The 19,478-nt window shown below is 68.4% G+C and carries 15 protein-coding genes; 7 read left to right on the top strand and 8 right to left on the bottom strand.

Annotated features, from left to right (window positions below; translation table 11 throughout):
* Positions 1-139: 139 nt before the first annotated feature.
* From U8331_RS07255 to U8331_RS07245, 3 genes are all read right to left on the bottom strand, one after another.
* Positions 140-913: an NAD kinase gene (locus U8331_RS07255; RefSeq protein WP_481130403.1), complete on the bottom strand. Its 774-nt coding sequence runs from the start codon at positions 911-913 to the stop codon at positions 140-142.
* An 83-nt stretch (positions 914-996) separates the two neighbouring features.
* Positions 997-6,000: an NAD-glutamate dehydrogenase gene (locus U8331_RS07250; protein ID WP_481130402.1), complete on the bottom strand. Its 5,004-nt coding sequence runs from the start codon at positions 5,998-6,000 to the stop codon at positions 997-999.
* Positions 6,001-6,202: 202 nt separating this feature from the next.
* On the bottom strand, positions 6,203-7,399 hold the full coding sequence (locus tag U8331_RS07245) for an acyl-CoA dehydrogenase family protein (protein ID WP_481132915.1): 1,197 nt from the start codon (positions 7,397-7,399) through the stop codon (positions 6,203-6,205).
* Positions 7,400-7,531: 132 nt separating this feature from the next.
* Between U8331_RS07245 and U8331_RS07240 the strand changes: the two genes are divergently transcribed.
* From U8331_RS07240 to metH, 3 genes are read left to right on the top strand one after another with little or no spacing between them, the layout of a single operon-like run.
* Entirely contained in the window at positions 7,532-8,470 is a 939-nt protein-coding gene (locus tag U8331_RS07240) for an ArsR/SmtB family transcription factor (RefSeq protein ID WP_481130401.1), read from the top strand.
* 29 nt (positions 8,471-8,499) lie between these two features.
* Positions 8,500-9,597 carry a homocysteine S-methyltransferase family protein gene (locus tag U8331_RS07235; RefSeq protein WP_481130400.1) on the top strand — a complete coding sequence of 366 codons (1,098 nt, stop codon included), beginning with the start codon at positions 8,500-8,502 and terminating at the stop codon, positions 9,595-9,597.
* 48 nt (positions 9,598-9,645) lie between these two features.
* Entirely contained in the window at positions 9,646-12,336 is a 2,691-nt protein-coding gene (gene metH, locus U8331_RS07230; RefSeq protein ID WP_481130399.1) for a methionine synthase, read from the top strand.
* Between the two features lie 142 nt (positions 12,337-12,478).
* Here the strand turns inward: metH and U8331_RS07225 are convergent, their stop codons facing one another.
* The 5 genes from U8331_RS07225 to U8331_RS07205 form a co-directional block, all read right to left on the bottom strand.
* Positions 12,479-13,108 (bottom strand): DUF2058 domain-containing protein, encoded by a 630-nt coding sequence (locus tag U8331_RS07225; RefSeq protein ID WP_481130398.1) that lies wholly within the window; start codon positions 13,106-13,108, stop codon positions 12,479-12,481.
* A 41-nt stretch (positions 13,109-13,149) separates the two neighbouring features.
* The gene (locus tag U8331_RS07220) at positions 13,150-13,341 is read right to left on the bottom strand and encodes a SlyX family protein (protein WP_481132914.1); all 192 of its coding nucleotides are present in this window, start codon (positions 13,339-13,341) and stop codon (positions 13,150-13,152) included.
* A 35-nt stretch (positions 13,342-13,376) separates the two neighbouring features.
* On the bottom strand, positions 13,377-14,738 hold the full coding sequence (locus tag U8331_RS07215; protein WP_481130397.1) for a UDP-glucose dehydrogenase family protein: 1,362 nt from the start codon (positions 14,736-14,738) through the stop codon (positions 13,377-13,379).
* 69 nt (positions 14,739-14,807) lie between these two features.
* Positions 14,808-15,590, bottom strand: a complete 783-nt coding sequence (locus U8331_RS07210) for an FKBP-type peptidyl-prolyl cis-trans isomerase (RefSeq protein ID WP_481130396.1) — start codon at positions 15,588-15,590, stop codon at positions 14,808-14,810.
* Between the two features lie 116 nt (positions 15,591-15,706).
* The gene (locus U8331_RS07205) at positions 15,707-16,654 is read right to left on the bottom strand and encodes an FKBP-type peptidyl-prolyl cis-trans isomerase N-terminal domain-containing protein (RefSeq protein ID WP_481130395.1); all 948 of its coding nucleotides are present in this window, start codon (positions 16,652-16,654) and stop codon (positions 15,707-15,709) included.
* Positions 16,655-16,861: 207 nt separating this feature from the next.
* Between U8331_RS07205 and U8331_RS07200 the strand changes: the two genes are divergently transcribed.
* The 4 genes from U8331_RS07200 to U8331_RS07185 are packed head-to-tail and all read left to right on the top strand — an operon-like array spanning position 16,862 to position 19,466.
* Positions 16,862-17,155, top strand: coding sequence for a hypothetical protein (locus U8331_RS07200; RefSeq protein ID WP_481130394.1), 294 nt, complete (start codon positions 16,862-16,864; stop codon positions 17,153-17,155).
* 3 nt (positions 17,156-17,158) lie between these two features.
* Positions 17,159-17,533: a GntR family transcriptional regulator gene (locus tag U8331_RS07195; protein WP_481130393.1), complete on the top strand. Its 375-nt coding sequence runs from the start codon at positions 17,159-17,161 to the stop codon at positions 17,531-17,533.
* A complete protein-coding gene (locus U8331_RS07190; RefSeq protein ID WP_481130392.1) occupies positions 17,530-18,423 on the top strand; it encodes an ABC transporter ATP-binding protein in 894 nt (297 codons plus the stop codon). The genes U8331_RS07195 and U8331_RS07190 overlap by 4 nt, the downstream gene beginning before the upstream one ends.
* Positions 18,420-19,466 (top strand): hypothetical protein, encoded by a 1,047-nt coding sequence (locus U8331_RS07185; protein ID WP_481130391.1) that lies wholly within the window; start codon positions 18,420-18,422, stop codon positions 19,464-19,466. The genes U8331_RS07190 and U8331_RS07185 overlap by 4 nt, the downstream gene beginning before the upstream one ends.
* The last annotated feature ends 12 nt before the right edge of the window (positions 19,467-19,478 follow it).

The raw sequence follows: 19,478 nt of genomic DNA, 5'->3' as shown, positions 1-19,478 counted from the left end.
CACCAGCCGCCAGCAAGCCGCCGGGCACGCCCTCTCGGGTGGTCCGATCACCAGGCGAGTATCGGAGAGCGACTGATCGGAACAAGCCGGAGGCGCCCCGCGTACCTTCACGCCATCACTTACGAAATCGCGACCACCCTCACCCGCTGGTGAATTGCTCCGCGAGGATCCGGTCTTCGAGGTTGTGCTCGGGGTCGAACAGCAGGGTCACCGTGCGGTCGTGCGATTCACGGACGGTGACTTCGACCACGTCGCGGACCTCGTGGGAGTCGGCGGTCGCGCTGACCGGGCGCTTGTACGGGTCCAGGACGCGGAAGCGGACCTCGGTGTCGGCCTTGAGCACCGCGCCGCGCCAGCGCCTGGGCCGGAAGGCGGCGATCGGGGTCAGTGCCATCACGTTCGCGCCGAGCGGCAGGATCGGCCCGTGCGCAGAAAAGTTGTAGGCGGTGCTGCCGGCCGTGGTGGCCACCAGCACGCCATCGCAGATCAGCTCGTCGAGCCGGGTCTGGCCGTTGAGCTCGATCGACAGGTGCGCGGCCTGGCGGGTCTGGCGCAGCAGCGAGACCTCGTTGTAGGCCAGCGAACCGACGGCCGCGCCCGATTCGGTCTGGGCCAGCATCTCCAGCGGGCGCAGCACCGCCGGCTCGGCGGCGTGGATCCGTTCCAGCAGCCCGTCCACCGCGAGGTGGTTCATCAGGAACCCGACCGTGCCCAGCTTCATGCCGTACACGGGCTTGCCGAGCCCGCCATGGCGATGCAGCGTCTGCAGCATGAAGCCGTCTCCACCGAGCGCCACCAGCACGTCCGCCTCGTCCGGCGGCACATCGCCATGGCGGGCGACGAGTTGCGCGCAGGCGGCCTGGGCGTCCTCGGCCGGGCTGGCCAGGAAGGCGATGCGGGGCGTCGCGGTCATCGGCGGCTCCGGGGTCATGCGGGGCAGGATAACGCGGGGATGTCGACGTGGCGGCGACGGAGGCCGCCGCCACGTCCGGCGGGTCAGGCGCCCGCGGCCGCCACCTGTGCCAGGCGACGCACCACCACCGACACGGTCGGGTAGTCGAGCGTCTTCTGGCTCAGCAGTTCGCCCAGCATCGCCAGGGTGAAACGCAGGGTCGCGTCGTCACGCTTGAGCCAGGCCTCGACCTTCTCGCCGCCGGGCTTGCGCCCGCCACTGCCCAGGATCTGCCCGACCAGGGTGCGCTGCTGTGCACCGAGCTCGTCGCGCAGCGCGCCACGGGCCAGCGCCTGCCAGCGGCCATCCACCGGCAGCGCCTCGATCTGCTCGTACAGCCAGGGCAGGTGCAGCGCCGCGCCCAGGCTGAAGTACGCGCGGGCCACTTCGACCGGCGACAGCTTGCGGGCGTGGGCGATCTCGACGATGTCGCAACCGAACTCCAGCAACGGCAAGGCGGCCAGCTGTTCGGCCAGCGCGTTCGGGATGCCCTTGGCCTTCCAGTCCCGGAGGCTGGCGACGAACTCCTCGCGGCGGACGTCGGACATCGTGCTCGGCAACGCTTCACGCACCGCCTTCAGGCCGTCGCCGTAGCGCGCCATCGCGGCGGTGATCTCCGGCATTTCGCCCGGCCGCGACAGCAGCCAGCGCGACATCGAGCGCATCAACTGCCAGATGGTCTGCAGCGCGTCGATCTGCACCGACTCGGCGACCTTGCCGTCGAGCGCGTCGATCTGCGCCCACAGCGCCCGCGCGTCGATCGCCTCGCGCGCGATGGTGTACGCCTCGGCGACCTCGCCCGCGCTGCGGCCGGTGTCCTCCTGCATGCGCAGGGTGAACGTCGCGCCCATGCGGTTGACCATCGAATTGGTCACCGCGGTGGCGATGATCTCGCGCTTCAGGCGGTGGTCCTCCATCGCCTTGGCGTACTTGGCCTGCAGCGGCCCGGGGAAGTAGCGCACCAGCTCCTTCGACAGGTATGGATCCTCCGGCACGTCGGAGTCGACCAGCTGCTGGAACAGCACCAGCTTGCTGTACGACAGCAGCACCGCCAGCTCCGGCCGGGTCAGGCCCTGGCCACGGGCCTTGCGCTCGGCAATCTCGGCATCCGACGGCAGGTACTCGATCTGGCGGTCCAGCAGCCCCTGCGACTCCAGCGTACGGATGAAGTGCTGCTTGGAGCCCAGCCGCGGCACCGACATCCGCTCCATCAGGCTGATCGCCTGGTTCTGCCGGTAGTTGTCGGTCAGTACCAGCTGCTCGACCTCGTCGGTCATCGCCGCCAGCAGCTTGTTGCGCTCGGCCAGCTTGAGCTTGCCCGCCTGCACCTGCGAGTTCAGCAGGATCTTGATGTTGACCTCGTGGTCGGAGGTGTCCACGCCGGCCGAGTTGTCGATGAAGTCGGTGTTGAGCAGCACCCCGTGCTGGGCCGCCTCGATGCGACCGAGCTGGGTGAAGCCCAGGTTGCCGCCCTCGCCCACCACCTTGCAGCGCAGGTCGCGGCCGTCGACGCGAAGCGCGTTGTTGGCGCGGTCGCCGACGTCGGCGTGGCTCTCGGTGCTGCCCTTGACGTAGGTGCCGATTCCGCCGTTCCACAGCAGGTCGACCGGCGACTTGAGGATCGCGCTCATCAGCTCGACCGGGCTCAGCGACGCGACCGACCCGTCGATGCCGAGCGCCTCGCGCATCTGCGGACTGATGCGGATCGATTTGGCGCTGCGGTCGAACACTCCGCCGCCCTCGCTGATCAGCGACTGGTCGTAGTCGTCCCAGCTCGAGCGTGGCAGCTTGAACATGCGCTGGCGCTCCTTGTACGAGCGCGCCGCCTCCGGGTTGGGGTCGACGAAGATGTGGCGGTGGTCGAACGCGGCGACCAGCCGGATGTGCTTGCTCAGCAGCATGCCGTTGCCGAACACGTCGCCCGACATGTCGCCCACGCCGACGGCGGTGAAGTCCTGCTTCTGGGTGTCGTGGCCGAGCGCGCGGAAGTGGCGCTTGACCGACTCCCATGCGCCCTTGGCCGTGATGCCCATGCCCTTGTGGTCGTAGCCGACCGAACCACCGGAGGCGAACGCGTCGTCCATCCAGTACCCGTGCTCGCGGGCGATGGCGTTGGCGATATCGGAGAACTTCGCGGTGCCCTTGTCGGCGGCCACCACCAGGTACGGATCGTCCTGGTCGTGGCGCACCACGTTGGCCGGATGCACCACCTTGCCCTCGACGAGGTTGTCGGTGATGTCGAGCAGGCCATTGATGAACATCTTGTAGCAGGCCACGCCTTCGGCATGCACCGCGTCGCGGTCACCGCCGGCCGGCGGCTTCTTGCTGATGAAACCGCCCTTCGAGCCGACCGGCACGATGACGGTGTTCTTCACCATCTGCGCCTTGACCAGGCCCAATACCTCGGTGCGGAAATCCTCGCGGCGGTCGGACCAGCGCAGGCCGCCGCGCGCGACCGGACCGAAGCGCAGGTGGATGCCCTCCACGCGCGGGCCGTAGACGAAGATCTCGCGGTAAGGACGCGGCTTGGGCAGGTCCGGCACCTCGGCCGAGTCGAACTTGTAGCTGACGTATCCCTTCTGCGCCCCGCCGGCGCCCTGCTGGTAGTAGCTGGTCCGCAGGGTCGCCTCGATCACGCCGATGAAGCTGCGCAGGATGCGGTCCTCGTCGAGGCTGGACACGCGGTCGAGCAGGCTCATCAGGGTGTTGCGGGTGGCGGCGATCTGGACGTCGCGGTTGCCGCTGCGCGAGGCCAGCACCGGGTCCAGCGAAGACAACAGCGCCTCGTCGCCACCGGCCAGTCGCTCGAACTGGCGGCGCAGCCGCTCGCTGCCGGCCTTGACCTCGGCCTTGCTCTCCTTGCCGGTGGTCGGGTCGAAGCGGGCCTCGAACAGCTCCACCATCAGGCGCGCCAGCACCGGGTAGCGATTGAAGGTCTCCTCGACGTAGCTCTGCGAGAACGGCACGCCGACCTGCTGCAGGTACTTGCTGTACGCACGCAGCATCGCGACCTGGCGCCAGGACAGGCCGGCACCGAGGATCAGTCGGTTGAAGCCGTCGTTCTCGGCGTCGCCGTGCCAGATGCGGGCGAAGGCCTCCTCGAAGTTCTCGTCAACGTCGGCGATGTCGGCGTCGGGATTGCTGGTCTCGACCTCGAAGTCCTGGATGTACATCAGGCTGCTGTGCGCGTAGAGCCGGTAGGGGTGCTCGGAGACCACCCGCAGGCCCATGTTCTCCATCATCGGCAGCGCGTCGGACAGCGCGATGTCGTCGTTCTGGCGATAGAACTTGAAGCGCAGCCCGCCGGTGCCTGGGCGCACGCGCGACAGGCTCAGGCGCAGATCGTCCGGGCCGGTCAGCGCGGCGAGGTGCTCGACGTCGTCGGCCGCGATCGCGACCGAGACATCCTCGATATAGCCGGCCGGCAGGGCGCGGCCGTAACCGCTGGCCAGGGCCAGGCCCTGCTGTTCGCCATGGCGCTCGACCAGCAGGTCGCGCAGGTCGTCGCGCCAGTTGCGGACGATCTCGGCCAGCTCAGCCTCGATCGCGGCGTTGTCGACCTGGATCGCCTCGCCCGACTTCGGCCGCACCAGCAGGTGCAGCTGCGCCAGCGGCGATTCGCCCAGCACCACGGTGGTGTCGACGTGCTCGCCGTGCAGCACGCGCTTGAGCATCGCCTCGATGCGCAGGCGCACGTCGGTGTTAAAACGGTCGCGCGGGATGTAGACGAGGCCGGAGAAGAAGCGGCCGTAACGGTCCCGGCGCAGGAACAGCTTGCTGCGCACGCGCTCCTGCAGGCCGAGGATGCCGGTGCTGGTCTTCAGCAGTTCCTCGCCGGTGGACTGGAACAGCTCGTCGCGCGGCAGGGTCTCGAGGATGTGGCGCAGGGCCTTGCCGCTGTGGCTGTCGGCCGGCAGGCCCGACTTCTCCATCACGTAGTTGTGGCGCTCGCGCACCAGCGGAATGTCCCAGGGACGGCGGCTGTAGGCACTGGAGGTGTACAGGCCGAGAAAGCGCTCCTCGCGCACCGGCTTGCCGTCCTTGCCGAAGCTGAGCACGCCGATGTAGTCCATGTAGCCGGGACGATGCACGGTGGCGCGCGCGTTGGTCTTGGTCAGGATCAGTGCGTCCACCGAGCCCGAATGCGGCATGTAGTGGGCCGCCAGCGACGACAGCGGGCGCGGCTTGCGGGTGTCCTGGCCGCGCAGCAGGCCCAGGCCGGAGCCCTTGACCGCGCACAGCAGCTCTTCGCCGCCCTTGGTGACCACCTCGTACTCGCGGTAGCCGAGGAAGGTGAAGTGGTTGTCGGCCGCCCAGCGCAGGAACTCCTGCGCCTCCCGGCGGCCTTCCTCGCTCACCGGCAACGTACGCTCGCCGAGCTCGTCGGCGACCTGCACCATCCTTCCGCGCATCTCCGACCAGTCGCGCACGATCGCGCGCACGTCGGCCAGCACCACCTCCACCGCCTCCTGCACCTGCGGCATGGTCTCCGCATCGAGGCGGTCGATCTCCAGGTGCATCAGCGATTCGGGCTCGCCCTCGCCGACGGCGACCAGCTTGCCGGCCTTGTCGCGACGCGAGCGCACCACCGGGTGGCCCAGGACGTGGACACCGATGCCCTGCTCGGTCAGCGCCATCGTCACCGAATCGACCAGGAACGGCATGTCGTCATTGACGATCTGCAGCACGGTATGGGGCGATTCCCAGCCGTGGGTCTTCAGGCTCGGATTGAACAGGCGGACCTTGGCGGTTTCGGCCCGGCGCACCCTGGCGAAATCGAGGAAATCGCTGGCCAGCGCGGCCCATCCTTCCGGCGTGTGCTTGGGCAGCTCGTCCTCGCCCATGCGCTTGTAGAACGCCCCGGCGAATGCCTCGCCCTCCGGGTGGCGCGCCTTTGGCAGGCGCTTGCGGATGGCTTCGAGGATCGGCTTGAGCGAGATCGCCTCGCTCCTGTCGCTGGCCGGCGCGGCCGCCTTCTTGCTTGCGGAGGATTTGCCACCCGCGGTGGACTTGGCGGCGCGTGCGGAGGATTTCGGTTGGGTGCTCATGTGAACGGATCGTCCAATGCAGAGAGGCCCGCGCTTTCGCGCAGGCCACGACAGGGTTCAGTGCAGATGGGGAGACACGCGAACGGCGCGACGGCACCCGTCATGGGCGCCCGCGCCGCGTACGGCGATCGGGATATCGCGGCGATCGCAGCCGCGCTGCACATGGCAGGCGGCGGCGAAGCGGCAGCCGGGGATGGGCATGTCAGCGCAGCCCGGTCTCGTTGCGGGCGATGACCAGGCGCTGGATCTCGCTGGTGCCCTCGTAGATCTCGGTGATCTTGGCGTCGCGGAAGTAGCGCTCGATCGGCATCTCCTTGGAGTAGCCCATGCCGCCGTGGATCTGCAGCGCCTGATGGGTGATCCACATCGCCGCCTCGGAGGCGGTCAGCTTGGCGATCGCCGCCTCGTTGCTGAAGCGCGCGCCGCCCTTGTCGAACTCGCCCTTCTGCCATGCCGCTCGCAGCGTCAGCAGCAAGGAGGCATCGAGCTTGCACTTCATGTCCGCGATCTTGGCCTGGGTCATCTGGAAGGTGCCGATCGGCGCGCCGAAGGCCTTGCGCTCTTTCACGTATTCCAGGGTCGCCTCGTAGGCCGCGCGAGCGATGCCGATGGCCTGGCTGGCGATGCCGATACGGCCGGCGTCGAGCACGGTCATGGCGATCTTGAAACCCTCGCCTTCCGCGCCCAGCACCTCGTCGGCCTGCACCACGTAGTCGTTGAACTCGATCTCGCAGGTGGCGGAGGCGCGGATGCCGAGCTTGGGCTCGGTCTTGCCGCGGCCGAAACCGGCGCGCTCGGTGTCGATCATGAACGCGGTGATGCCACGCGCGCCCTTGTCGGCGTCGGTCATGGCGAACAGCACGATGTACTTCGCCACCGGGCCGGAGGTGATCCAGCTCTTCTTGCCGTTGACCACGTAGCTGCCGTCGGCCTGCCTGACGGCCTTGCAGCGCATCGCGGTGGCGTCGGAGCCTGACTGCGGCTCGGTCAGCGCGAAGGCGCCGATCTCCTTGCCCTCGGCAATTGCGCGCACGTACTTCTGCTTCTGCTCCTCGGTGCCGTACTTGAGGATGCCGTTGCAGAACAGCGAGTTGTTGACCGAGACGATGGTCGAGTGGGCGGCGTCGGCCGCGGCGATCTCGACCATTGCCAACACGTAGGAGACCGGGTCCATGCCGGCGCCGCCGTACTCGGTCGGCACCTCGATGCCCATCAGGCCGTTCTCGCCCAGAGTGCGGATGTTCTCCAGCGGGAACTCACCGGTGCGGTCGTGGTGCTCGGCGCTCGGCGCGATCTTCTCCTGCGCGATGCGACGCGCCACGTCCTGAATCATCAACTGCTCTTCGGTGAAGCGAAAATCCACGTCGGCACCTCGGTTGTCGCGAAAGGTTGTCTGCAGCCACGTGCTGCGATCGGGCAATTGTAGCGCCGGCCGCCTGTTTGCCGAACTGCGCCGCTTGACCCGATGTGCCCTTCGGCACCAAACTCATCGCTGTATCGCGATAGGTGCATGAATGCACCGGAGACAAGCATGGATCTCGAGGGCTGGTCCTCCCGCCTCAAGGTATTCGCAGACGCCACCCGGGTCCGGTTGCTGGCCCTGCTCGAACGCGAGGAGCTGACCGTCGCCGAGCTGTCGGCGATCACCCGACTGGCCCAGCCGCGAGTGTCCACGCACCTGGCCAAGCTGAAGGAGGCGGGGCTGGTGCGCGACCGTCGCGCCGGCGTATCGGCCTACTACCGTTTCGACGAGGCCGCGCTCGACGGCGCCCAGCACGCGCTGTGGAAGACCCTGCGGGAAGGCAGCGACGACCCGCTGCTGCGCCAGGACGCCGAACGCGTGCCGGCGGTGCTGGCGAACCGTGCCGCCGACCAGAACTGGGCCGACTCCGTCGCCGGCGACATGGAGCGCCACTACTCGCCCGGCCGCACCTGGGAGGCGATGGCGCGCTCGGCGCTGCCGCTGCTCGAACCCGGCGACGTGCTCGACATCGCCTCGGGCGACGGCGTGCTGGCCGAACTGCTCGCCCCACATTCGCACCGCTACGTCTGCCTGGATTCCAGCACCAAGGTCGTGTTGGCCGCCTCCGAGCGGTTGCGCAAGCTCAGGAACGTCGAGGTCCGCGAGGGCGACATGCACGCGCTGCCATTCGAGGACGGCCATTTCGACCTGGTGGTGCTGATGCACGCGCTGACCTATGCCGACCAGCCCGCGCAGGCGGTGTCCGAGGCCGCCCGCGTGCTGCGGCCCGGCGGCCGGCTGCTGCTGACCAGCCTGGCGCGGCACGAACACCGCTCGGTGGTGGAGTCCTATGGCCACGTCAACCTGGGCTTCAGCGAGAAGGAGCTGGCGAAGTTCGCGACGAAGGCCGGCTTCCAGATCGTCAGCTGCGAAACCGTCACCCGCGAGCGGCGCCCGCCGCACTTCGAGGTCATCGCCCTGATCGCGCGCAAGGCGCCGCGCAAGTAGGCGCCGTCCTCCGCCACTGGAACACCGACATGAACGCCCTCCCCTGGCTCGACCCGACCCGTACCGAGGCACTGCTGAAGGCACTCGATGAACGCATCCTGGTGATCGACGGGGCGATGGGCACGATGATCCAGCAGCACGGGCTGGAGGAGGCCGATTACCGCGGCGAGCGCTTCGCGGACGGTTTCGACCGCGACCATGGCGTCGACGGCCACGTGCACGGCCCCGGCTGCGGATGCGCGCACGACCAGCGCGGCAACAACGACCTGCTGAGCCTGACCCGGCCCGGAATCATCGAGGCGATCCACCGCAACTACCTGGCCGCGGGTGCGGACCTGGTCGAGACCAACACCTTCAACTCGACCACCATTTCGCTGGCCGACTACGGCCTGCAGCACCTGGCGCGCGAACTCAACGAAACCGGTGCGCGCCTGGCCCGCGCCGCATGCGACGCAGCCGGGGCGGCCACACCGGACCGCCCGCGGTTCGTGATCGGCGTGCTCGGCCCGACCAGTCGCACGGCGTCGCTGAGTCCCGACGTCAACCGGCCCGGCTTCCGCGCGATCAGCTTCGACGAGCTGCGCGATGCGTACCGGGAAGCCGCCGACGGGCTGATCGACGGCGGCGCCGACATTCTGATGGTCGAGACCGTGTTCGACACGCTCAATGCCAAGGCCGCGCTGTTCGCGATCGCCGAGGCGTTCGACGCGCGCGCGGCGCGGCTGCCGGTGATGGTCTCGGGCACCATCACCGACGCCTCGGGCCGCACCCTGTCGGGTCAGACCGCCGAAGCGTTCTGGTACTCGCTGCGGCACGCCGAGCCGCTCGCGATTGGACTGAACTGCGCGCTCGGCGCCAGGGACCTGAGGGCACACGTCGACGTGCTGGCGCGGGTTGCCGACGTGCACATCAGCACCCACCCGAACGCCGGCCTGCCCAACGCGTTCGGCGGCTACGACGAAACGCCCGAGGACATGGCCGGCGTGCTGCGTGAATTCGCCGAGGCCGGCCTGCTCAACCTCGTTGGCGGTTGCTGCGGCACCACTCCGGACCACATCCGGGCCATTGCCGACGCGGTCCGAGGCGTGGCGCCACGGGTGGTGCCGCGGCTGGCGGATGCGGCCTGAGCCGTGCCGGCCCCAACCGACCCCGTGGCGAACGAGGCTCCGCGACACATGGCCACTCCCCTTCCCCGCCAGACACGCCTCAGCGGCCTGGAGCCGCTGCAGATCACGCCCGAGTCCAACTTCATCAACGTCGGCGAACGCACCAACGTCACCGGCAGCGCGCAGTTCCGCAAGCTGATCAAGGACGGGCGGTTCGACGAAGCGGTGGCGGTCGCGCGCCAGCAGGTCGAGAACGGCGCGCAGGTGCTCGACGTCAATATGGACGAAGGCCTGCTCGACTCCGAGCGGGCGATGGTCGACTACCTCAACCTGATCGCCGCCGAACCGGACATCGCCCGGGTCCCGGTGATGGTCGACAGTTCGAAATGGACGGTGATCGAGGCCGGACTGAAATGCCTCCAGGGCAAGGGCATCGTCAACTCCATCTCGATGAAGGAAGGCGAGGACGAGTTCCTCCGCCAGGCCCGATTGGTGCGCCGCTACGGCGCGGCGGTGGTGGTCATGGCGTTCGACGAGGACGGCCAGGCCGACACGGTCGAGCGCAAGGTCGATATCTGCTCGCGTGCCTACGGGCTGCTGACGCGCGAGGTCGGCTTCCCGCCCGAGGACATCGTCTTCGACCCCAACGTGTTCGCGATCGCCACCGGCATCGACGAGCACAACGACTACGCCGTGGCCTTCATCGAGGCCGCGCGCGAGCTGCGCCGGCGCTTCCCGTACAGCCACATCTCCGGCGGCGTTTCCAACGTCAGCTTCTCGTTCCGCGGCAACGAGGCCGTGCGGCAGGCGATCCACACCGTGTTCCTGTACCACGCGATCCGTGCCGGGATGGACATGGGCATCGTCAACGCCGGCGCGCTGCCGCTGTACGACGATCTCGACCCCGAGCTGCGCGACGCGGTCGAGGACGTGGTGCTCAACCGCAACCCCGAGGCGACCGAGACCCTGCTCGCGCTGGCCGAACGCTACAAGGGCCGCAAGGGCGAGAAGAAGGTGGAGGACCTGGCGTGGCGCGACCAGCCGGTGCGGGCGCGGCTGAGCCATTCGCTGGTGCACGGCATCGACCAGTACATCGTCGAGGACACCGAGGCCGCCCGGCTCGAGGCCGCACGCCCGCTGGACGTGATCGAAGGGCCGCTGATGGACGGCATGAACGTGGTCGGCGACCTGTTCGGTGCCGGGAAGATGTTCCTGCCGCAGGTGGTCAAGTCGGCCCGCGTCATGAAGAAGGCCGTCGCCCACCTGCTGCCCTTCATCGAGGCCGAGAAGCTGCGTACCGGCGACACCGGCCAGTCCAACGGCAAGATCGTCATGGCCACGGTCAAGGGCGACGTGCACGACATCGGCAAGAACATCGTCGGCGTGGTGCTGGCCTGCAACAACTTCGAGGTGATCGACCTCGGGGTGATGGTGCCGGCGCAGGTCATCCTCGATCGCGCCAGGGCCGAGAACGCCGACCTCATCGGCCTGTCGGGCCTGATCACGCCATCGCTGGAGGAGATGAGCCACGTCGCCCGTGAGATGCAGCGGCAGGGGTTCACCACGCCCTTGCTGATCGGCGGCGCCACCACGTCACGCGCACACACTGCGCTGAAAATCGACCCGCACTACAAGTCGGCGACGGTCTGGGTGAAGGACGCTTCGCGTGCGGTCGGTGTCGCCCAGTCGCTGATCAGCATCGACCTGCGCGATGCGTTCGTCGCCGCCAACGCGTCGGATTACGCGGAGATCCGCGAGCGCCATCGCAACCGGGACGGCGGCAAGCGCCTGGTGTCGCTCGACAAGGCTCGTGCGCAGCGTTTCGACGGCGGCTGGAACGATTACGTGCCGCCGGCGCCCCTCCGGCCGGGCCTGCACGTGCTGGACGACTACCCGCTGGCCGAACTCGTCGAACTGATCGACTGGACGCCGTTCTTCCAGGCGTGGGAGCTGCACGGGCGCTACCCGGCAATTCTGGAGGACGAGGTGGTCGGCACGCAGGCCAGCGAGCTGTTCCGCGACGCCCGGGCGATGCTGGATCGCATCGTCGCCGAAAAGTGGCTGACCGCGCGTGCCGTGTTCGGCCTCTGGCCGGCCAACAGCCACGGCGACGACGTGATCGCGGACGTCGACGGCGAGGCGGTCACCCTGCACTTCCTGCGCCAGCAGGCCGACAAGCCGCCGGAGCGGCCCGACTTCTGCCTGGCCGACTTCATCGCGCCCGCCGACAGCGGGCGGCGGGACTGGATCGGGGCCTTCGCGGTCACCGCCGGCGTCGGCATCGAGGAGCACGTGCGCCGCTTCGAGGCCGACCACGACGACTACAACGCCATCCTGCTCAAGGCGCTCGCCGACCGCCTCGCCGAAACCATGGCCGAACGGCTGCACCAGCGCGTGCGCACCGAGTTCTGGGGCTACGCGGCCGACGAGTCGCTCGATACCGAGGCCTTGATAGACGAGAAGTACCGGGGCATCCGCCCGGCGCCGGGCTATCCCGCCTGCCCCGAACACAGCGAGAAGTCGACGATCTTCCGCCTGCTGGACGCGGAGGCGAACGCCGGCATCCGCCTGACCGAAAGCTTCGCCATGACCCCGGCGGCGGCGGTGTCGGGCTACTACTTCAGCCACCCGCGTAGTCAGTACTTCGTGGTCGGGCGGGTATCCAAGGAGCAGGCCGCGGATTACGCCCGCCGCAAGCGCGTGGACCTGGCCCAGGCGGAACGCTGGCTGGCGTCCAACCTGGACTACGACCCGGAGTAGGCGTTTCCCGCTTCCGTAGGAGCGGCTTCAGCCGCGATCGTGGAGTCGGCGTGGGCACACCAGCACCCGATCGCGACTGAAGCCGCTCCTACAACAGTCCGGGTGTTCGCCGGACGTTTCGCCATGGGCGTTCATCCAGCGCCTACCAGACCAGATCGTCGGGCACCTGGTACTTCGGGTCGGCGTACGGATCATCTCCGACCGGAGCGTCGGGATCGACCTTCAGCGCGACGGCCGGGGCGAACACCTGCTCCGCCTGCGCCAGCAGCTCCGCCGTCACCAGCAGGTAGCGACCATCCATCTGCAGTACGCCGAGCTCGCCGGCGTTGAGCGCCTTGAGCTGCTCGGCGGTCACGTAGACGCGCTTGATCTTGCCGCCGTACGGGAAATGCCGGGCGATGTCGGCGTCTTCGGTGTTGAGCGCACGGTCTTTGACCAGTTCGGCCAGCCGCGCACGCGCCTCACGGCGCTTGCGCGCCTCTTCCTGCTTCGCCTGCTCGGCCGCGATGCGCTCTTCCTTCTCCCGCTGCGCGCGGATCGCATAGGCCTTGGCGAGGTCGATGTCCTCGCGCGAACGAGGCGCGCCGCGGTGCCGCTGCGGCTTCGACGACGCCTGCCCGGCACCGGGTTTCCGCGCGGTCCTGTCCGGCTTGCCGCCCGCGGCCGGGAGATGCTTCGGCTTGCCACCGCGCTTGGCGGCGTCATTGCGCTTGGCATCGGGACTTGGTTTGAAGCCCAGGCCAAGCAACTGGTTGCGGAGCGAATCGGTCATGTCGTCACTGGCGCGGACGGGTGCCCGCGGTCTTCCAATACTCAGTAGTGGGGCGGCGGGGGCTCGCTCGCAGGATCGGCCGACACCGGGCCGGTCGCCAGCGAGGTCCGCAGTTGCTTCAACTCGTCCAGGGCGCGGTGCAGCAGCAGGGTGTTGCGCGCCTCTTCGTCGCGTGCCGCCGCGAGGGCGTCACTGAGCTCCCCGAGTGCATGTTCCTGGAACGCGAGCCGCATTTCCAGATCGACCAGGCGTTGCTCCACGTCCGCGCTCACTCCACCTGCCCCCCGCTCGATCGCGGCCGGATCGACCGCCCGCGGCCAATGCCGTAATACGCCAGGCCGGAAGCCTCGACCTCCCCCGGATCATAGAGGTTGCGGCCGTCGAAGATCGCGGCGTCGCCGAGCGCATCACGCATGCGGGTGAAATCCGGGCTGCGGAACTGCTTCCATTCGGTAACCACCACCAGGGCGTCGGCGCCGTCGAGGGCCTCGTAGTCCGAATCGCAGAACTCGAGGTCCTTGCGCTCACCATACAGGCGTCGGGCTTCCGCATTGGCTTCGGGATCGAAGGCGCGCACCCTGGCCCCCGCCGACCAGAGTTGTTCGAGAAGCCGCCGACTGGACGCCTGGCGCATGTCATCGGTATTGGGTTTGAACGCCAGTCCCCACAGCGCGAACGTCTTGCCGGACACCTCGCCCTGGTAGTGGCGCTGGATCAGCTCGAACAGATGCCCCTTCTGGCGCTCGTTCACCGCATCCACCGCGTCCAGCAGCAATGTCTGGCAACCGCCCTGGCGCGCCGTGCGGGCGAGTGCCTGCACGTCCTTCGGGAAGCACGACCCACCGTAGCCGGCGCCCGGGTAGATGAAGTGCCAGCCGATCCGCGGGTCGGAACCGATGCCCTGGCGCACCATCTCGATATCGGCGCCGACGGCTTCGGCGATGCAGGCCACCTCGTTCATGAAGGAGATCTTGGTGGCGAGCATGGCGTTGGCGGCGTACTTGGTCAGCTCCGCCGAGTGCACGTCCATGACGATGATGCGGTCACGGTTGCGGATGAAGGCCGAATAGAGCCGGCGCATGGTCTCCACCGCCGCCGGATTGTCGGATCCGATGACGATGCGGTCCGGCCGCATGCAGTCCTTGATCGCGTCGCCTTCCTTCAGGAACTCAGGATTCGAGACCACCTCGAACGCGACATCCGCGCCGCGCGCCGCCAATTCCGCCGCGATGGCACTGCGCACCTTGTCCGCAGTGCCCACCGGCACGGTCGACTTGTCGACCACCACCACCGGCCGCGTGAGATGGCGTCCGACCGTGCGCGCGACCTCGAGCACGTACTGGAGGTCGGCACTGCCGTCCTCGTCGGGCGGGGTTCCGACCGCGATGAACACCACCTCGCCATGCGAGATGGCCGCGCCCGCGTCGGTGCTGAAACGCAGGCGCCCCGCTTCGCGGTTGGCGTGGACCAGCGGCTCCAGCCCCGGCTCGAAGATCGGCACCTGCCCCGCATTGAGGGCGTCGATCTTGCCCTGGTCGACATCCACACAGACCACGTGGTGGCCAACCTCGGCCAGGCAGGTACCGGTGACCAGGCCGACGTACCCGGTGCCGAAAATGGTGACGCGCATAGGTGTGCTCCGTCCTTGTGGGCCGCCGGCGCAACGCCGCCGACAGGGGCGATCAGCGGTTCGACGCGGCTACTGCGCCGGCTGCTCGACGATATCCAGCAGCTCGACCTCGAACGCCAGCACCGCGTTGGGCCCGATCGGCCCGCCCGGCGTGCCCTGCTCCCCGTACCCCAGCTCGGCCGGGATCCAGAACCGGTACTTGCTGCCCACCGGCATCAGCGCGATCCCTTCCTGCCAGCCCGGCACGACCTGCGGCAGCGGGAACACCGCCGGTTCACCGCGCTCGTAGGAGCTGTCGAAGGTCTCGCCGTCGAGCAGCGTGCCCTTGTAATGCACCCGAACCACGTCGTCCCCGGTGGGACGAGGGCCTTCGCCCCGGGTGACCACCTGGTACTGCAGGCCCGACTCGGTGGTTTCCACCCCGGGCTTGGCCTTGTTGGCGGCCAGGAACTTGTCGCCGGCCTCCTTGTTCTTCTTCGCCGTCGCCATCATTTCGGCGATCCGCTCGCCCTGGATCTTCTGCGCGAAGCTTTCCCGCAGCTGGGCGACCTGCTCCTCGGTCATCAGCGACTCCTCGCCCGCCAGTCCGGTGCGGATGGCATCGGTCAGGACCGCCACGTCGATCTCGTCCTTGACCTCCTCCAGCGAGCGCGCCACGTCGCGGCCGATCATGTAGCTGACCTGCTCCTTCTCGTTGGCGAGACCTTGGACCTTGAGCGCGCCGTCAGCCGATGCGTCGGTGTCTGCGGCCGTGTCGCCGGCGGCCGTTTCGCTTTCGGGCTGGCAGGCGGCCATGACAACGGCCAGGGTCGCTACGGATAGGAGGGCGGCGATGCGCATGGGCTGCTTCATTACGTGTGGGCTCCGGGGAAGGACACGCGCCGGCGAGCCGGCGCAGGAAGGCGCTCACTCTGCGGACACGAGCATGAACGGCACGTATTCACGCGCCGCCAATTAACGGCGCGCGATTACGGCAGGATCGCCTGCAACTCGACATCGAACACCAGGGTGGCATTCGGCCCGATCGAGCCGTCGCCGCTGCCCTTGGCGCCGTAGGCCAGGTCACCGGGGATCCAGAACCGGTACTTCGCGCCCACCGGCATCATCGACACGCCTTCGGTCCAGCCCGCGATCACCTGGCCCAGCCCGAATTCGGCCGGCTGGCCACGCTCGTAGGAGCTGTCGAACACCGTTCCGTCGAGCAGCTTTCCCTCGTAATTGACCCGCACCCGGTCGGTCACCGCCGGGCGCGGGCCGGCCCCCTGGCGCAGCACCATGTATTGCAGGCCGGACGGCGTGGTGAACACGCCCTTGTTCTGCCTGTTGGCGGCGAGGAACTCCGCACCCTCGGCCTTGTTGCGGTCCCCCAGCACCCTGGCACGTTCGGCCATCTGGCCGCGCATGCGCTCGGCGAAGGCTTCACGGGTGGCGTGGAGCTGGGCCTCGTCCAGCAGCAGATCGCCGCCGGCGAAGGTCGCACGGATGCCCTGCAGCAGCACCGGCAGGTCGAGTTCGTCCTTGATCGGAACCAGCGAGCGGCCGACATCGGCCCCCACCAGGTAGCCGACCTTCTGCCTGTCCACGTCCGGAATCTCGGCGTCCGCCGGCGCGCGGCCGGCGCGCGCCGCGATGCGCATCATCAGCGCACGGCCGACGGTCGGCACCTCGACCTCGGCGATCAGCGGCTCGCCCCCCTCGAACGCGTTGCGGACGGCGCGCTCGAACGCAGCCAGGTCGATGTCCGGAGCGGCGGCCGCGACCGAGCGGGCGATGTCGTGGCCGACCATATAGCTGGCGCGGGCGCGATCGGTGCCGAGCTCGGCGGTGTCCTGCGCAGCGGCGGGAGGCACGGCCACGGGGCCGAGCAACGCGGTGGTGGTCAACATCACGGCGAGGCCGCGCGCGAAAGCATTCATCCGGTACAGCTCCTGTCGGGACGCCAGCGTGGCGGAAGGCACCCATTGTCGCGAGCACGCGCTGCCGCGGCAATCACGCCGATTCATCCCTGTAGGCCTGCCCGCTTCCGGACCATGACTTCAGTTGGGTCCGAAGTGCTTGACCGCCTGTGTTTAGGTGTTATAGTTGCATACAACACCGGTCTACCAACGAGCAGGATGTTCACCATGAACCGCAAGCTCCACAACACGCTCTTTGCCCTCACGGCCAGCGGCGCATTGCTGGTGATGGGGCTGGTCGTCGCGGCACCGCTGCTTCCCGGCCAACCCTCCGGGCCCGCCCTGGCGGGTACTCCGATGGCGCAGGAAATCAACGCCGCCCAGGTTCTGGCCACCGCGATCGAGGCCGCCGCAGCCGAGCGGCTCGAATCCGAACCCACCTCCACGCGCTCCACAGGGACGACGCGCAACCGCCGGCAGACGCTTGTCATGCCGTACTTCTCCTTTGTCCCGCGGGGTTGACCCATGACCGCAATCCAATGGAGCGATGGCGCTCCCATCTACCGCCAGCTGAAGGAGCGCGTCGTCGCAATGATGCTCGACGGCGTACTCAAACCCGGCGATGCCCTGCCCTCCGTCAGGCAGGTCGCCGCCGAGTACCAGCTCAATCCAATCACCGTCTCGCGCGCCTACCAGGAACTGGCGGACGAGGCACTCGTCGAAAAGCGAAGGGGTCTGGGCATGTACGTGACCGAAGAGGCCGCAAGGAAACTGCTCGTCAACGAGCGCGAACGCTTCCTCACCGAGGAGTGGCCGCTGGTGCTGGAGCGCATCCTGCGCCTGGGGCTGAGCAAGGAAGAGCTGCTGGCGGCCACCCCGGCCAAGGCGGGTGCGCAATGAACGCCGCCACCCTCGCCACCCCGGCGAACACCGGCACCGTGGTCAGCGCGAGTGGCCTGCGCAAGGCCTATAAGAACAAGCTCGCGCTCGACAACGCCTCGTTCGATATCCCCGCCGGGCGCATCGTCGGCCTGATCGGCCCCAACGGCGCTGGCAAGACCACCGCGCTCAAGGCCATGCTCGGGCTGATCCCGTTCGAAGGCCGGATGAGCGTCATCGGCCGTGACCCGCGCACCGAGCGCGACGAGCTGATGCGCGATGTCTGCTTCATCGCCGACGTCGCGGTGCTGCCGCGCTGGATCCGGGTCCGCGAAGCGATCGAGTTCGTCGCCGGCGTCCACCCGCGCTTCGACCGCGCCCGCTGCGAACGCTTCCTCGCGGGCACCCAGCTCAAGCCGCAGATGAAGGTGCGCGAGCTGTCCAAGGGCATGATCGTGCAGCTGCACCTGGCCCTGGTGATGGCGATCGACGCGAAGCTGCTGGTGCTCGACGAGCCGACCCTCGGTCTGGACATCCTGTACCGCAAGCAGTTCTACCAGCGCCTGCTGGAGGACTACTTCGACGACGAGAAGACCATCCTCATCACCACCCACCAGGTCGAGGAGGTCGAGCACATCCTGACCGACGTGATGTTCATCCGCGACGGCAAGGTGGTGCTCAACAGCGAAATGGAGGTGGTGGGCGAGCGCTTCACCGAGGTCATGGTCAACGCCGACCAGGCCGAAGCCGCCCGCGCGCTGCAACCCATCGACGAACGCGCGCTGCCGTTCGGCAAGACCGTGATGCTGTTCGACGGCGTACCGCGCGAACGGCTGGCCGGTCTCGGCGAGTCCCGTACGCCGGGCCTGGCCGACCTGTTCGTCGCCACCATGAAGGGGACCTACGCATGAACGCCCTCGACACCACCCTTCCGGCCGCGCCGCGAGCGACGGCGGCCACCCACCCCACCCACAAGTTCAGGCTCCTGCTCCGCCGCGAGTTCTGGGAGCACAAGGGCGGCTTCTTCTGGGCCCCGCTGATCGCCGGCGGCGTGTCGCTGCTGCTCACGGTGATGGCGATCATCGTCGGAGAGGTCGCCACGCGCCGCGCGCTCGCCGACGGCGAGTTCGACGGCGAGGTCATGATCAATGGCCTGGACCTCGGCTACCTGACCAACAAGCTCGGGCCCGAGCAACTGCGCGAGTTGGCCCCGGTGGTCGACGTGAGCATGTTCATGGCCGCGAGTTGGCCGTTCATCGTGCTCGCCTTCGTGGTGTTCTTCTACTGCCTGGGCGCGCTGTACGACGAGCGCAAGGACCGCAGCGTGCTGTTCTGGAAGTCGCTGCCGCTGTCGGACCGCGACACGGTGCTGTCCAAGGTCGCCAGCGCGACGCTGGTCGCCCCCGCCATCGCGGTCGGCGCGGCACTGGTGACGATGTTCGCCTTCCTCCTGGTCATCAGCGTGGTCGCGCTGGTGCACAACGGCAACCCGATGACCCTGATCTGGGGTCCCGGCAGCCCGCTGATGGTTGCGCTGCAGCTGGTGGCCTCGATTCCGGTCTACGCGCTTTGGGCCCTGCCGACCGTCGGTTGGCTGCTGCTCTGCTCGGCATGGTCGCGCAGCAAGCCGTTCCTCTGGGCCATCATGATCCCGCTGTTCACCGGCATCTTCGTGACCTGGTTCGACCTGATGCAGGTGTTCAACCTCGAGTCGAGCTGGTTCTGGAAGAACGTCGTCGCCCGCATGCTGTTCAGCGTCGTGCCGGGGACCTGGGTGGACGTGGCGCAACTGGACGGCGCCGACTTCGAAGGGGCCAACCAGCTGGCCAGCCTGCTGGTCGTGAAAGCCTCCTGGTCGGCGCTGCTGAGCCCCAACCTGTGGATCGGCGTGGCCGCCGGCGCCGCCATGATCTTCGCCGCGATCCGCCTGCGCCGCTGGCGCGACGAAGGCTGACCCCGACCCACT

The organism is Lysobacter sp. CC-YZS074 (assembly GCF_056739745.1).
Note: the sequence above shows the minus strand (reverse complement) of the source record. Positions and strands in the feature narration are given on the sequence as shown.